This window comes from Mucilaginibacter lacusdianchii (genome assembly GCF_009770985.1).
GTDB lineage: Bacteria > Bacteroidota > Bacteroidia > Sphingobacteriales > Sphingobacteriaceae > Mucilaginibacter > Mucilaginibacter lacusdianchii.
Map to the genome: position 1 here is coordinate 1100569 of NZ_WSRW01000003.1, position 15138 is coordinate 1115706.

Annotated in this window: 11 protein-coding genes; 9 read left to right on the top strand and 2 right to left on the bottom strand. The window is 37.8% G+C overall.

What is annotated here, in order from left to right:
• Positions 1 to 28: 28 nt before the first annotated feature.
• The 4 genes from GPM24_RS18325 to GPM24_RS18340 are packed head-to-tail and all read left to right on the top strand — an operon-like array spanning position 29 to position 3264.
• On the top strand, positions 29 to 718 hold the full coding sequence (locus GPM24_RS18325; RefSeq protein ID WP_158828552.1) for a YggS family pyridoxal phosphate-dependent enzyme: 690 nt from the start codon (positions 29 to 31) through the stop codon (positions 716 to 718).
• A gap of 1 nt (position 719) precedes the next feature.
• Entirely contained in the window at positions 720 to 1187 is a 468-nt protein-coding gene (locus tag GPM24_RS18330) for a GNAT family N-acetyltransferase (protein WP_158828553.1), read from the top strand.
• 1 nt (position 1188) lies between these two features.
• Entirely contained in the window at positions 1189 to 1992 is an 804-nt protein-coding gene (locus GPM24_RS18335; RefSeq protein WP_158828554.1) for a DUF3298 and DUF4163 domain-containing protein, read from the top strand.
• Positions 1993 to 3264: an aspartate kinase gene (locus GPM24_RS18340; RefSeq protein ID WP_158828555.1), complete on the top strand. Its 1272-nt coding sequence runs from the start codon at positions 1993 to 1995 to the stop codon at positions 3262 to 3264.
• Between the two features lie 10 nt (positions 3265 to 3274).
• On the opposite strand, the gene GPM24_RS18345 is transcribed toward GPM24_RS18340, so the two are convergent.
• Positions 3275 to 5074: an ATP-binding protein gene (locus GPM24_RS18345; RefSeq protein WP_158828556.1), complete on the bottom strand. Its 1800-nt coding sequence runs from the start codon at positions 5072 to 5074 to the stop codon at positions 3275 to 3277.
• A 558-nt stretch (positions 5075 to 5632) separates the two neighbouring features.
• Here GPM24_RS18345 and GPM24_RS18350 point away from each other — a divergent pair.
• Together GPM24_RS18350 and GPM24_RS18355 are read left to right on the top strand one after the other, a co-directional pair.
• On the top strand, positions 5633 to 8323 hold the full coding sequence (locus GPM24_RS18350; protein ID WP_158828557.1) for a carboxypeptidase-like regulatory domain-containing protein: 2691 nt from the start codon (positions 5633 to 5635) through the stop codon (positions 8321 to 8323).
• 96 nt (positions 8324 to 8419) lie between these two features.
• Complete coding sequence (locus GPM24_RS18355) at positions 8420 to 8650, top strand: hypothetical protein (protein ID WP_158828558.1); 231 nt, start codon at positions 8420 to 8422, stop codon at positions 8648 to 8650.
• 44 nt (positions 8651 to 8694) lie between these two features.
• Here GPM24_RS18355 and GPM24_RS18360 read toward each other — a convergent pair whose 3' ends face one another.
• The gene (locus GPM24_RS18360) at positions 8695 to 10014 is read right to left on the bottom strand and encodes a right-handed parallel beta-helix repeat-containing protein (protein ID WP_158828559.1); all 1320 of its coding nucleotides are present in this window, start codon (positions 10012 to 10014) and stop codon (positions 8695 to 8697) included.
• A gap of 380 nt (positions 10015 to 10394) precedes the next feature.
• On the opposite strand from GPM24_RS18360, the gene GPM24_RS18365 reads away from it, so the two are divergent.
• From GPM24_RS18365 to GPM24_RS18375, 3 genes are read left to right on the top strand one after another with little or no spacing between them, the layout of a single operon-like run.
• A complete protein-coding gene (locus GPM24_RS18365; protein ID WP_158828560.1) occupies positions 10395 to 11774 on the top strand; it encodes an undecaprenyl-phosphate glucose phosphotransferase in 1380 nt (459 codons plus the stop codon).
• Positions 11775 to 11783: 9 nt separating this feature from the next.
• On the top strand, positions 11784 to 12626 hold the full coding sequence (locus tag GPM24_RS18370; RefSeq protein WP_233268894.1) for a polysaccharide biosynthesis/export family protein: 843 nt from the start codon (positions 11784 to 11786) through the stop codon (positions 12624 to 12626).
• A gap of 5 nt (positions 12627 to 12631) precedes the next feature.
• Complete coding sequence (locus GPM24_RS18375; RefSeq protein WP_158828561.1) at positions 12632 to 15070, top strand: GumC family protein; 2439 nt, start codon at positions 12632 to 12634, stop codon at positions 15068 to 15070.
• The last annotated feature ends 68 nt before the right edge of the window (positions 15071 to 15138 follow it).

A 15138-nucleotide genomic window follows, 5' to 3' on the forward strand; every position in this document is an offset into this window, starting at 1 on the left:
TTAATTGTTTGAGCAAAATTACGCATAAATGAGCATTACCGATAATATAACTCGCCTTAAAAGCGAAATGGATACTGTAAATGTTACGCTGGTGGCTGTATCAAAAACCAAACCGGTTGAAGATTTACAAATAGCTTACGACGCAGGCCAGCGCATTTTTGGCGAAAACCAGGTGCAGGAACTGATGGAAAAATATGACCAGCTACCTAAAGACATTGAGTGGCACTTAATTGGCCATTTGCAAACCAACAAGGTTAAGTACATTGCGCCGTTTATTGCCATGATTCAATCGGTGGATAGCTTAAAGCTTTTACAAGAAATTAACAAGCACGCCCTTAAGCATAACCGTGTGATAGATTGTTTGCTTGAAGTATACATTGCTGATGAAGATACCAAGTTTGGTTTAGGCTTTGATGAAGTAATAGAATTGCTAAGGTCAGAAGAATTTGCCGCTCTTAAAAATATACGCATCCGAGGTTTGATGGGGATTGCAACCAATACGGCAAGTGAAAAACAAGTTAAAGAAGAGTTCTATGAGTTAGACAGCTTTTTCGACGGTTTAAGTCAGGCTTATTTTAAACATGACGATCACTTTGACACGCTGTCAATGGGTATGTCGTCTGATTACAAAATTGCCATTGAGCAAGGCAGCACCATGGTGCGCCTGGGCAGCACTATATTCGGTGAGCGCGTTATTAAGCACTGGAAAAATAACTAACATGCAGGTACATTTAAGAGTAGCCAAAAAGGAAGACTGCCCTCGATTGTTAGATTTAGTACATGAACTGGCTTTGTATGAAAAAGCCCCGCAGGAAGTAACTGTAACCCTGCAGGAATTTGAAAATGCAGGGTTTGGTCATCAACCGGTATGGAAGGCTTTTGTAGCTGAAGCAGATAATTTTATTGTAGGTTTCGCACTGTATTACGTGCGGTACTCTACCTGGAAAGGACCTCGCTTGTATCTTGAAGATTTAATTGTTACCGAATCTATGCGAGGCAAGGGTATCGGCAAGCAACTATTTGAACGTTTAATTCAGGAAGCACAAGAATTAAACTTTAGCGGAATGGTATGGCAAGTACTGGATTGGAACGCGCCGGCTATAAATTTTTATAACAAATACAATGCTTACATCGAATCAGGTTGGCTAAACGCATCCCTTTCTAAAGAGCAATTATTAAATTATTAAGATGAAAATTAAATACTTACCGGTTTTACTTGCACTATCATGTTTCTTCTGTTCGTGTTTTAATAATAAATTGAACGGGCCGGCTGCTGATATTTATACCGATACACTAACCTATCAGTATTTGGAGGTAAAAAGCCGTGCAGATGATTGCGGTTCTAAGCCCGACAGCGGTTGTACAGTTGCGCATTTCAGATATCCGAAGTTTGATAACCAGCCTTTGTTGAATGATACCTTGGTTACCGGTGTGGCCATGTTGATAGATCCGGCAAAAGGTGCAGCGGGTTTGCAAAGATTAAGCTGGTACTTTTTAGCAGATTACGATAACTTTAAACAAAGTCATCCAGACTGGAAAGGCAAATTTGAATTGGACACCAAAGCAAGTATTATACGGCAAGATTCGAGCTTGATAGCGGTGGAATTTAACGGTTATGAGTTTGCAGGCGGTGCACATGGCACATCGGCAATTCGATACCTGAACTGGAATACACAGTCACGTAAAAAAATTCAGTTAAAAGATATATTGAAGCCCGGTTATGAAACGCAGCTAACCACAACTGCAGAAAAGATTTTCAGAAAACAGGAAAACCTGAGTGCAACAGCGTCATTAAGCCGCGATTACTTTTTTAAGGATGGTAAGTTCAGCTTAAATAATAATTTTTTAATTACTCCTGTGGGCTTAAAATTTCTTTACAACCAAGGCGAAATTAAACCCAACGCGGCCGGACAAACTACTGTTGAAATTCCTTACGATCAAATTAAGTCAATTATTCAGCCCGAAACGGTTTTAGCAAGATACACTAATTAAATGCTGGTTTTCAAATTTGGAGGAGCGTCTGTAAAAGATGCTGAAGGTATAGCTAATTTGGCAAAAATTGTCAGTAACTACCAAGGCAATAAATTGCTGATTGTAGTATCAGCAATGGGCAAAATTACTAATGCGCTTGAAAAGCTTACCAAAGCTTATTATAATCGGGATAGTGATGTTGATAAAATTTACGAAAGTATAAAAGCTTATCATTATAATATCCTACATGAATTGTTTAATGATGGATCTGCAATATTCGATGACGTTGCGAATACATTTGTAGAGATAGACTGGATGCTGGAAGATGAGCCGCAGGATAGCTATGATTTCATATATGACCAACTGGTATCTATTGGCGAACTGTTATCTACCAAAATTGTAAACGCCTATTTAAACAAAACCGGTATCAAAAGTCAATGGCTTGATGTACGCGGCTACGTGCATACAGACAATACTTACCGCGAAGGTATTGTAGATTGGGTAAAGACGAAACAATCTATACAACAAGACATTCCTGCCATGTTAAGCAAAGGCATTGTGGTAACGCAAGGATTTCTGGGAGGCACATCAGAAAATTTCACGACAACCTTGGGTCGTGAGGGATCTGATTATACTGCATCGATATTTGCATCATGTCTACAAGCAGATTCAGTTACTGCCTGGAAAGATGTTCCGGGTATATTAAATGCCGATCCGAAACTTTTTCAGGATACGATTAAGTTTGACGAGTTGTCTTATACTGAAGCCATTGAGATGACTTACTATGGTGCCAGCGTCATTCACCCAAAAACTATAAAGCCGTTACAGAACGCAGGTATTCCACTTTGCGTCAAATCATTTAATGCCCCGGAAGCGGTAGGAACCATCATAAAGGATACAGATAAGCGAAGTTTCGAAAAAGCTATCATCATTGTTAAGCAAAATCAAGTACTGTTATCTATATCCGCAAAAGATTATTCTTTTATTAATGAAAATCACTTAAGTGATATTTACCGGTTGTTTGCCAAAAATCACATTAAAGTAAATGTAGTTCAAACTTCAGCACTAAGCTTATCTGTTTGTTTTGATTACACGGACGACCGGTTTAATCCATTATTACAAGAATTGAAGCAAAGCTATAACACGAAATATAACAGCAATTTATCTTTGATTACATTAAGACATTATGAATATCCATTGCTAAGTAGCTTAACGCAGGGGAAAAATGTTTTATTGGAACAATTAAGCCGCAATACAGCTCAAATTGTGATTGAAGATTTCCGGACCGAATAAACGCTGTAAACTAAACAATTTGTGGAATGAAAGCTTTAACACCCGGTATGGGATGAGTAGCCTCCGAAGTACCGCTGCCATTATAGGGTAGCGCTATTTTGAAACAAGATCCTTTGCCAACTTCACTTTCAACCCAGATTTTTCCGGAATTTGCCTCGATAAATTCTTTGCACATCACTAAACCAAGGCTGGTACCAGTTTCGTTATTGGTACCCCTTGTGCTTTCAATGTTAATACTAAAAACGTCTTTCATGCGGTCTGGTGCAATGCCTACACCAGTATCTTTAATCGAAAACATAATGGTATTAATTCGAAAATTTACCTTTGCATCTATTGTAATCAACCCGCCTAAGGGTGTGAATTTAATGGCATTTGAAAGTAAATTTCGGATAACAAACTCGAAGTGATCGGGGTCGGTTACAAACTTTATTTTCTCGTCAATACGGTTTTGTATATTTAGCTTTTTCTTGTCAGCAGCGCCGGATAACAAAGCCATGCTTCGTTCTACTACCAAGCTGGGCTGTAATTGATCAGGATTTAGACGGACGCCTTTTATTTGCATTTGTCCCCAGCGTAACAGCATGTTTAACGTTTCTAATGAAGCGCTGCTGGTAATAGCCAGTTTGTCAACCATAAATTTGCGCTCTTCTTCGGTAGTGTCATCATCATTTATGATATAAAGCATATCAATGATTGATGCAAACGGCGAACGCAGATCGTGCCCCAATACTGAAAATAGTTTGTCTTTTACCGCATTGGATTCATGTAAGTTGGTGTTTGCCGTATTGAGCAACTTATTTAATTGACGGGTACGATGCAAAGTATAAGCTGCAGCGCCTAAAATTAAAATAGCACAAATGGCTATTATGGTTATAATATTGTTTTTGAGCTCATCACGACTGTTTATCAGTCTCAGCTCTTTTACCTTAGCCCGTGACTTTTCCAGTTCATAAGCAGATTGCAAACTGGTAATTTGTTTGGACATACCCTGATAAAAAAAACTATCTGCAATTGCATGTTCCTTCTCTTTTAATTCAAGCGCCGCTTTGTAATTATTTTGCTGCCTGTAAAGCGCAGACATGTCGGCTAAAACTTCCATTTTTTGCTTGTGTGCGCCTTTGGCATTTACAAGATTATACGCCTCCTGAAAATACTGTATAGCAACGCGAGGACTGTCTTGTGATAGCGTTTCGGCAAGACCAGTAAGTGTTTGCAATTCCCTTAAATAATTCTGTATCGCCTTGGCTTTAGCCAGTGCCTGCTTCTGTAAACGAATACTGTAATGTAAGTTACCTTTTTTAAGGTAAACCTTGGCCAGATTGTTCGTTAGCGTAATATTTAATCCCTGATATTGCGGCACATTGCTACGTGCTATACCTTTATTTAAATAAAATATAGCTTTATCGAAATTGCCGGTTTCCCGGTATATAACGCCAAAGTTGTTGCAGATATTAAGTGATAGGTTTGAAAAAGGCAGTGTCTTATCTAAACCTTCAGCTATTGTCAAATATTTTATAGCCACTTCATATTTCCGCTGGCCCATGTAGCCTTCAGCAAGTGTTAGATAAGCCTCCATTTTACCGGCCACATTTTTACTTTTTTCAGCCACTTTTAATGCCTGTAAAAAATAGCCTATAGCTTTATCGTATTTTCCTTTTCTGAGCTCCACTACACCTAAACGCACTGTTTCAACACCGATGCCTTTAGTATTACCGACAACTTTGTAGATATTTAATGCCCGTAGATATTTTAATCTCGATTCTTCAAACCGGCCAAAGTTATCATCTATCATACCCAATTGATTAAGCATAACAGCAACACCACTATCATTCTTGGTTTTCTTTGAAAATTCGATTGCCTTTTCCGCAAAAAAAATAGCCGAATCTGGCTTATAATAGCGGTACCGATTTACCAGCCGGTCATAATCTTTAATCGTAGGCTTATTGCAATTAGTATCAGTAGATAATTTAAGTGAGGGTGAAGCAGCACACAGTACAGTCTTGGTAAAAGCAAGAACAATAAATGAGAATAAATATCTCCAAAACTTCAATGGCTGTGTACTTTAGTTAAGTATGTATACGGTAATTACGCACCTAAGTTATGAATATACAGCCTAATTTTAAAGCAAAATAGGTTTGACGACGTGATTTAACTAGTTACAGCGTATTGCGTAACAACTAAGTTACAGGCAATAAATAATATCAAGATGCTCTAAGCGTAAAAATTACTGCTATATGTAAAAATATGTTAAACGGCCTAACATATTTACTTGAATAACAATCAATCCGTAACTTAGCCAATGTTATATAAATTACCCTTGTACATGAATGTTTGCAGATTTTTAAAGTCGCTATTTGTTCTGATTTGTATGGCATCCATGCCAGCACTTGCACAAACAGATAGTGTAAGCATTAACACTATAGTTGATAAAACTCAAAAATACCTCGACTCCCGCCCTACCGAGAAGGTTTATATGCATTTAGATAAACCGTATTACGCAGTTGGTGATAGTATCTGGTTTAAATGTTACGTTGCTGTTGATTTACATCAACCATCGCCGCTTAGCAAAATTGTTTATGTAGAAGTTTTGGCCAAGGGCGATTCATTGGTGCAATTTCTTAAACTACCGGTGCAAAACAGTATGGCAACCGGATGCCTCCCCTTGGTGTCCACAAATTATCAGCAAGGCAATTATCGTATTAGGGCGTACACCAAATGGATGACAAACAGTGACCCTTCCTATTTTTTCGACAAAACAATAGCTATTGGTAACGCCATTGAAAACAAAGTACTTACAAAAATCACTTACAGCAACGCTGCTACTGGTAAAAATGGAAAATTAGCTGCGCGAATTTTATATCAGGATCAGCAAAGTGTGGCTTATGCCAACAAAAAAGTGAACTGGACTGTGCAAAATCAAGATGGCACAGTTATGAAAGGAAAAGGAACTACCGATGCAAGTGGTTATTTTAATGTTTCTTTGAATGATAATAAGTCAACTGATATTAGCAATGCAACTTTAGTAACAACGTTAGAACTTGAGAGCAGAAAAGCAGTAACCAGAACGTTTCCTTTGCGAACAGGCGTAAATAATTACGATGTGCAGTTCTTTCCCGAAGGAGGTGATTTAATAGAAGGTGTAAATTCCGTTGTTGCATTTAAGGCCATAAAACCAGATGGTTTTGGCACTGATATCAAAGGTACCTTAACAGACAACGAAGGAAAAACGCTGGCTACGATATCCGCTCAACATTTAGGAATGGGATTGTTTACATTTACACCAGAAAGTGGAAAAACCTATAAAGTTAACGTTGTATTTCCAGACGGATCACAAAATAGCTATACTCTTCCAAAAGCAAAAACCAGTGGCGTTGCATTAAGGGTTAATACAAAAGATCCTGCTAAGGTAATTTTAAAAATATCTGCTAATGAGCCATATTTTCAAGCAAATCAGAATAAATCGGTTTACATTATAGCGCAGTGTTCTGGTGCCATATGTTACGCTGCCAGAGCTACTTTAAAACAACAGTTAATTCCAGTTGAATTGCCTAAAGACAAGCTCAAAGCCGGAACCATTCAAATAACAGTCCTTTCGACCAGTGGCGAAGCATTATGTGAGCGTTTAGCATTTGTTTGGAAAGATGCTGAAATGTTGAACGTATCAGTATCTACAGACAAACCATCTTACACCCGCCGACAAAAAGTTCAACTAAATATATCGGCCAAAGCAGCAGCAGCACCTGCCGAAGGAAATTTCTCGGTGTCGGTTGTTGACGAAACCAAAACGCCTTTTGATGATAATGCGAGCTCTACTATTTTAACTAACCTGCTATTACAGTCGGATGTGAAGGGTTATGTTGAAAAGCCCAATTATTATTTTAACCGCACTGACGAAAAAAAGTTAGGTGATTTAGATTTGGTTATGCTTACCCAAGGCTATAGGCGTTTTTCTTACAAAGGCGTTTTAGCCGGAACGCTTCCACCATATTCTTATTTACCTGAGCAAGGCATGGAAATATCCGGTACATTACGCACACTAAACGGGATGCCGGTTAAAGGTGGTAATGTGCGGATAGTTATTCCTAATAAAAACTATTCGGCAAATGCTGTTACAAATGTTGAAGGAGAATTTAAATTCTCTAATCTCGCATTTGAAGATTCATCGCAGGTAACCATCAATGCGCGCAACAACGTGCGGGCAAACAATTTGATGCTGATGATGAACAACACATCAGGCAAAAGCCCGGGTTTGCCGCCAAACCCTAACGTTGCCGAAGAGGTGCTAAATATTGACAGTGCTTTAAATCCGTATTTACAAAATAGCAAAAGAGTTTATGATAATTCACACCAACTGCGAGAGGTTGTAATCAAAAGCACTGCAATACCCAAAACAACCAGCCATAGAGATTATCCTAGTTTATCCGGCCTGTCAAGCCAACCCGATCATTTGGTAACCAGTAATCAATTAGGTGCATGCAACAACTTTTTAATGTGTGCTTCTGCCATGCTTCCTGGTATTACATATGATAATGGCGCATTTTATATAACCCGCGATTACAATAGTGGCAATCGCACACCAACGCAGGTATTTGTAAAAGGTATGCCGGTTGATGTAACTTATTTGAACTCCATAAATATGAGTGAGATCGAGTCGGTAGAAATATTTTTAAAGGACGAATTAGGTACAGTGAACCGGACTTACAACAGTAATGGTGCTATTGTAATTAACATGAAAAAAATTGAAACCAAGCGCATTACCCTTGCCGAACTTCAGCAACTGGCGCCACCACCTTACATCATAAATATGGTACCTAAAGGCTTTGATGAGGCTAAAGAATTTTACTCGCCCCGTTACGAAGTTAAACAAGGTAATATTGCAGGCAATGATTTGCGTACAACCATTTACTGGAATCCAAATGTGAATACATTTAAAACAACCGGCGCTGCAACCCTTAGCTTTTACAATGCCGACAGTAAAGGAACTTATAAGATTATTGTAGAGGGCTGGGACAAGGAAGGAAATTTAGGCAGGTCTGTTTATCGTATTAAAGTAGAATAACACCACATTCAACTTCAAAAGCGTTCTTATAGAATTTAGTTGATTAAAATCTTTATGCTATTGTAACTGTTATCTATGAAAGTAATAAAATAAAGTATGAAGCTGTTACAAAATTCGTTTGTAAAATTAACTGGCGCAAAAGGCGTTGGTGCCGAAGCCATAGGTGCTATGGCTGTAGGCGCTCTATCTATTGGCGCTATTGCAATAGGTGCTGTAGCAATAGCAAAAGTCGCCATTAAACGAATGGCAATTAAAGAGTTGGAAGTGGGCAAACTTACCGTTGGAGAACTGGTAATCAAAAAACAACAAACAGAACAGGCAGAATAATATTTATTCTGCCTGTTCTGTTTAAAGTAAATAACTGCACTGATTTAATATTCATACGCCCCTATATCAGGCAGACTGCCCTGCGCTCGTCTTTTTCCATCAAAATCAGTAATACTATATATATTTTCACGACCGTGGTTAATAGCCGGGCTATTACTTCTAAGCCGGAAATTGGCTTTTAAGCTGTTAGCAGGCATAACAAAAGCCGGGTTTATTCCACTGAAAGACGACTTGCTGGTCACCGATATTTTTTCTTTGCCTGGACTTGTTACATTGTAATGCAAGTTGTTCTCATACATTAAATGAGTATTTTGGTAATTGGAGTTTATAAATGCATCAGAATCTGCTACCAAAATGTTGTTCACAATTTTATTGTCATCGCCGATACCTGATAGAATTTGCCCTGCGTTAAAGTCCTTGCTCCTAGAGTTGCAATAAGCTGTGTTATTTACGATGTCGATATGATCACTTTGAAAAGTATGTATACCGGTTCCACCATTATACCAGCATACATTGTTGGCAATAAGCGTGCGGGCATTGTAGGGCCCCAGTTTGGAACCGTTTTGTTTGCTTCTGAAGTCGTCTACAATGATACCATTACCATCGTAAATCTTGCACAACTTAAACCAGGGTACCAGCGATCTATTATTATAACATAAATTGCGGGTGATAAAATTATGATACCCTTTTGCCCTATCAGAGTTCCAAAACTGGTACAACGAAATACCGCTTGTTCCAAAAATGGAGTAAAGGCTATTCGCATAAACAACATTTTCGTCCACCGTCACATAATCACATTGTGACACGCCAATCCCCCCTCCCGGACAATCGTGTACTGTGTTTTTTGCTATAACAATGTGATGCGAATGTTTTTTGTTTCGACCGTCTACCTGAATGCCATTGCCATTGTATTTAGGATCGACTTTTCCTTTTTTATTGGCACAACTTTGCGGCTGTACCAAAGCTTTTGAAAGCTCGATATTGGCATTGGCTCCAGTAACTTCAAACCCCATAATCTTGATATAACTGGCGCCGTTGGTAACTGATAACCCTGCCCAACCATTAAAGCTGATAATTGGATGCTGGTTTGGGTAATTTGTGTAAACTATGTATTTATCTTTTTTACCGCTCCTAATAATATTTACAACATTACATGCAGGACATTCATTGGTATAGGTACCATTCATAACAAAAACAGTGTCGCCCGGCTTAGTAATATCTGCTGCTTCCTGGATACTTTTTTTGGGTTTGGATGCACTTGTGCCGCCAAACTTTGTATTTCCGTATTTTGAACTTACGTAATAGTTTTTGGAGTAGACATAATTGCAAACAAGCATCAGCAACAATAAGTAAGTGTATTTCATACAATGTAAGTATATAAAAGAAAACATTACTGTTAATGGAATACAACAATAGTTGTTTTTACTTTTTTGGTAAAAGATTTTTATAACTTTTATAAGCAGACAGTACAATCGTGATTAAATCTCAATATGGGCAAAATATTACACAATATGTGGAGGCTTTTACGCTTAATATAGAAATGAATATAATTTATTATTAATTAATATTTTTGTGCCAAAAAATATTAACACTACTGCGCAAACTTGAAGTCTATCATTAAGATTTGTTCTGGCATAAAAATTGGGAACTTTGGACAGTTATACTTTAATATTATTTATAATTTATTTCACTTATAGAAATAATTATTCTTATAATAAATAATATTCGCTTCAACTACTGACCTATGGAAACACGTTACTTTTATGTAATCCGTTGCATACTTGCTCTCACCGATATCTTATTGGTTAATATTTGCTTTGCCATTGGCTTTGATTTGTCAACTGCTTACGACATAAATTTTAGCCATGCCAATTATCAATATAATTTAATTGTTTGTAACCTATTATGGTTTTTAAGCACTGGCATACATAAATTATATATTGATGTAAGTATACATAGTCTGGTATATATCTACAAAGCTACTCGCAAGAGTGCCACTTTGCACTTTTTGCTATTCATAATTTTTCTATTCTTCAGTAATCAAATAAACTTTCCCAGAAACTTCGTACTTATTTTATATGGAAATTTAATTGCTGGCCTTTTACTGAGCCGGTTTATAGGCACTGCTATTATCACAACGCTGTCTAAAAGTTATAACATCAGAAAATCAGTTGCTGTGCTGGGAATGAATAGTGGCGGTTTAAAACTTGCAGACTATCTTTTAAAACAAAGCACACTAAAGTTTGTTGGCTTCCTTGACGAACACGATACGACCAAAAGTAACAAGTCAAAAACCTTTTCAATTAAAGAGAAATTAAGGGCGGCAGCGGAGTCAGGCATTGAGGAAGTTTTTGTATCTGTAGATGCCGATAAAATGAACAATTTAACTGACATCATCGAAGAAGGCGAGAAAAACTGCATCCGCCTGAAATTTGTTCCAGACTTGAGTGCATTGGAATCAAATTTTAAAGTTGATAAAATGGGGAACTTCACCGTTCTTTGCGCCCGGAAAGAACCACTTGAAAATATTGAAAACAGATTCAAAAAAAGATTGTTCGATATCGTTGTAAGTTTGGCGGTGATTGTATTCATCTTTAGTTGGCTTTATCCGCTCCTGGCTATCATTATCAAATTACAAAGTTCGGGACCGGTATTTTTTGCTCAGTTACGATCAGGAAGAAATAATAAACCATTCTGGTGCTATAAGTTCAGAAGCATGAGTTTAAATAGCGAGAGTGATGATCGCCAGGCTACATTAAATGACGCCCGGGTAACTCCAATAGGTCGATTTATGCGCAAAACCAGCTTGGATGAATTTCCGCAGTTTTTTAATGTATTGCTGGGTTATATGAGCATTGTTGGGCCTAGGCCACATATGCTATCGCATACTGATCAATACAGCAAAATCATTGACAAGTACATGGTACGTCATTTTCTAAAACCGGGTATTACCGGCTGGGCACAAATTAATGGCTACAGAGGTGAAACAAAAGACGCCGGCCTGATGGAAAAACGTGTTGAACATGATATCTGGTATATGGAACATTGGTCGGTGATGCTTGATCTGAAAATAGTGTTCCTCACTGTCATAAACATATTTAAAGGTGAAAAAAACGCTTATTAACCATTTATCATGATGAATGATAAATATTACTATAACAATTTAATAAATCCACTATCTATGAAATCTATTCCTACAAAACGTTTTACAAAAAGTACTACCTTACTGTTCATGTTTTTTGCAGCTGTAAGCTTGCTTTCGTCATGTGCTTCATACGATAAAATACCTTACTTTCAAGATTTAAGTCGTCAACAAATAACTTCAGAAAACATCAGTAACTATAATATGCTGACCATACAGCCTGAAGATCGAATTTCTATCAGCGTAAATAGCGTTAATCCAGAAGCTGCTGCTGTTTTCAATAATAACGTACCTAACGCCGGTACCACTTCTGATAATCCGGTTTATGGATATGTAGTTGACAAAAAAGGTGAAGTTAACCTGCCATTGGTTGGCATCGTTAAAGTAGCCGGTTTAACAACCGATCAAGTATCGGCACAGTTACAACAACAATTAACTGCCTACTTAAACCGTCCAACAGTTTCTGTACGCGTGGTGAATTTTAAAGTTGCGGTATTAGGTGATGTAATGCGTCCAAACATTTACCACAGTGAAAGCGAAAGATTGACCGTTACTGAAGCTTTAAGCTTAGCTGGTGATTTAAATATTACTGCTAAACGTGACGATATTATTTTAGTAAGAGAAATTGAAGGTAAAAGAACTTATATTCCAATTGATTTAACTTCTAAAAAAATATTCGAATCTCCGTATTTCTATCTTAGAAGCAACGATTTGATTTTTGTACAGCCTAGCAAAGAAAAATTGAGCACTATCAACACTGGCTACCAAAAAGCTAGCTTAATTATTTCGGCACTATCGTTGCTTGCAATTAGTATCTCACTATTCACTAACTAAGAAATATGAACGTACGGCCAACGGCTGTTAGTAAAACAGCCGATAATAATCAATTCGCTGATTTGCGTACAGTATTATCCAAATACTTGTATCACTGGCCTTTGTTTATACTTGGATTAATTATAGCTGCTGTTGGGGCATATGCCTATATGCGTGTGGTTAATCCGGTTTACGAAATCAGTGCGACAATTTTGGTTAAAGACGAAAAGAAAGCACCTCAGGAAAAGGCTGCATTACCGGAGCTGGAGCAATCCAGCTCTCCTAAAAACGCTGAGGCTGAAATTGAAATTTTAAGATCCAAAAAGCTGATAAGCCAGGTTGTTAATGATTTACAATTGTGGACCAATTATAAAACCAACGAGGATTTTAAAACGGTAGATTTATACGAAACCACACCTTTCAAATTTATTTTGCTGCAGAAAGGTGCTGATATTCGTGACAAAGAGTTTAAAGTAACCATTAAAGATAAGAGCACCTATCTTATCGAAAGCATGAACGGTAAGCAGCAAACTATATCTTTCAACTCTAGCACACGTAACAGCTTAGGTTTATGGATGTTAAAACCAACCAGCTATATTGACCAATACATAGGGTCCACTATAACTGTACAGGTAGATGATCAGTTAGATGTGAGCAATGCTTACCTGAAAGGGCTGGATGCACATTTGTTGGATAAAACTGCGCCGACTATCGGTTTGTTCGTAAACGACGAAGTGCCAAAACGTGGTCAGGACTTTTTGAATAGCTTAATAAAAGCTTACAACGATGCAGCTTACGCCGAACAAAAGCGTACCACAAAAAGCACTATAGACTTTATTGACAACCGTTTAGCATCATTAAGCGGCGAACTTAATCATGCTGAGAAAAAAGTTGAAGGCTATCGTAGCAGTCAGGGTTTAACCGATATCAATTCACAATCAAAAGTATATCTGGAAAGTGTTCAGACGAATGATAATAAGTTAAATGAAGTCAACGTACAACTAAACGTAATAGACGGCATTGAACGTTATGTTAATTCATCGTCTAATGGCACCGCGCCGGCTACTATTGGTATAACAGATCCTACGTTAAACAGTCTAGTTGAAAAGTTGTCTGAACTGCAGTTAAAGCGTAGTGCATTGTTGGCTTCTACGCCAGAAGGCAACCCCATGTTTGAACCTATTAACAAACAAATAGTATTAACTAAATCTGCTATTAAAGAAGCTATTCGCGGTATTAAATCGTCGTTGTTGAATTCAAAGTCTCAGCTACAATCATTTAATAACAAATACGAATCTTCTATTCGCGACATCCCGGTTCAGGAACGTCAGTTTGTTGATATGAAACGTCAACAAAGTATTAAAGAAAACTTGTACGTCTACCTGTTGCAAAAGCGTGAGGAGTTGGCATTAAGCTATGCTTCAAGTTTTTCTGACGCTCGTATTGTAGACCAGGCTAACGTTGGTGATATTAAGTGGCCAAGAAAGTCATTAGTAGCAGTTATCGCCCTGTTGGCTGGTTTGGGTATACCATTCTTTATTATCTATTTTAGAAATTCATTTAATAATAAGATTACAAGTAGACGCGATATTGAAACCGCTTTATCTGTACCTATTTTAGGTGAATTATCTTATGAAGAAGTTGACCGCAGTGCTATTGTGGTAAACAACCGCCACCATTTAATTGGCGAACAGTTTAGAACATTACGTACCAATCTAAATTATCTGCATCAACTTAGTAAAATGAAACCTGCCGGCATGCAGCTTAATTTAGAAAAGGGCTATGTGTCTGCCGGTGTTAACGACCATCATATTAACCTGGAAGGCAAAGGCAGAGTTACCTTACTTACTTCAAGCATATCAAAAGAAGGTAAGAGTTTTGTTAGCACCAATTTGGCGGCTTCGTTAGCTGCATCCGGACGTAAAACGGTATTGCTGGAAATGGATTTGCGTAAACCACGTGTATCTACGGTGTTTGAATTACCTACAAACCATCCCGGTATCAGCGAGTTTTTGTCGTACAATATCACTACTGATAGCATTATACAGCCATCAGGTAAGGTCGAGAATTTAGATATCATTGGCTGTGGCCAGATTCCTGAAGACCCATCGGAATTGTTGGAAAAAGACCGTTTAGTTGAAATGATTGCCGATTTGAAAGAACGTTATGATGACGTGGTGATAGACACCCCTCCTCTGCACTTGGTTACTGATGCCATGATTATTTCAAGGCTCACCGACGTTTCTTTATACATTGTACGCCAAGGTTATACCGGCAAAGATGAATTAGTATTCATCAAAGATGTACATGAAGCTGAAAAGCTTCCGAACATGAATGTTGTGTTCAACGGTATCAAAAAGAAAAAGTATGGCTATGGGTACAATTATGATAATAGCTATTACAATACCGAGAAAAACAAGACTTCAGCCAGAACGGCATTTAAACAATTTTTAAGCAGGTTTTAAACCTGCTTAAAAATTGTTCCTTACAGACAACCAACGTCAGTTCGCTTTTTTATAAACACTACCTATGC

Coding starts and splice junctions, on each gene's coding strand:
- GPM24_RS18330 (WP_158828553.1), top strand. CDS start 720: ATGCAGGTACATTTAAGAGTAGCCAAAAAGGAAGACTGCCCTCGATTG.
- GPM24_RS18375 (WP_158828561.1), top strand. CDS start 12,632: ATGAACGTACGGCCAACGGCTGTTAGTAAAACAGCCGATAATAATCAA.
- GPM24_RS18335 (WP_158828554.1), top strand. CDS start 1,189: ATGAAAATTAAATACTTACCGGTTTTACTTGCACTATCATGTTTCTTC.
- GPM24_RS18345 (WP_158828556.1), bottom strand. CDS start 5,074: ATGCTTAATCAATTGGGTATGATAGATGATAACTTTGGCCGGTTTGAA.
- GPM24_RS18340 (WP_158828555.1), top strand. CDS start 1,993: ATGCTGGTTTTCAAATTTGGAGGAGCGTCTGTAAAAGATGCTGAAGGT.
- GPM24_RS18355 (WP_158828558.1), top strand. CDS start 8,420: ATGAAGCTGTTACAAAATTCGTTTGTAAAATTAACTGGCGCAAAAGGC.
- GPM24_RS18365 (WP_158828560.1), top strand. CDS start 10,395: ATGGAAACACGTTACTTTTATGTAATCCGTTGCATACTTGCTCTCACC.
- GPM24_RS18370 (WP_233268894.1), top strand. CDS start 11,784: ATGATGAATGATAAATATTACTATAACAATTTAATAAATCCACTATCT.
- GPM24_RS18325 (WP_158828552.1), top strand. CDS start 29: ATGAGCATTACCGATAATATAACTCGCCTTAAAAGCGAAATGGATACT.
- GPM24_RS18350 (WP_158828557.1), top strand. CDS start 5,633: ATGGCATCCATGCCAGCACTTGCACAAACAGATAGTGTAAGCATTAAC.
- GPM24_RS18360 (WP_158828559.1), bottom strand. CDS start 10,014: ATGAAATACACTTACTTATTGTTGCTGATGCTTGTTTGCAATTATGTC.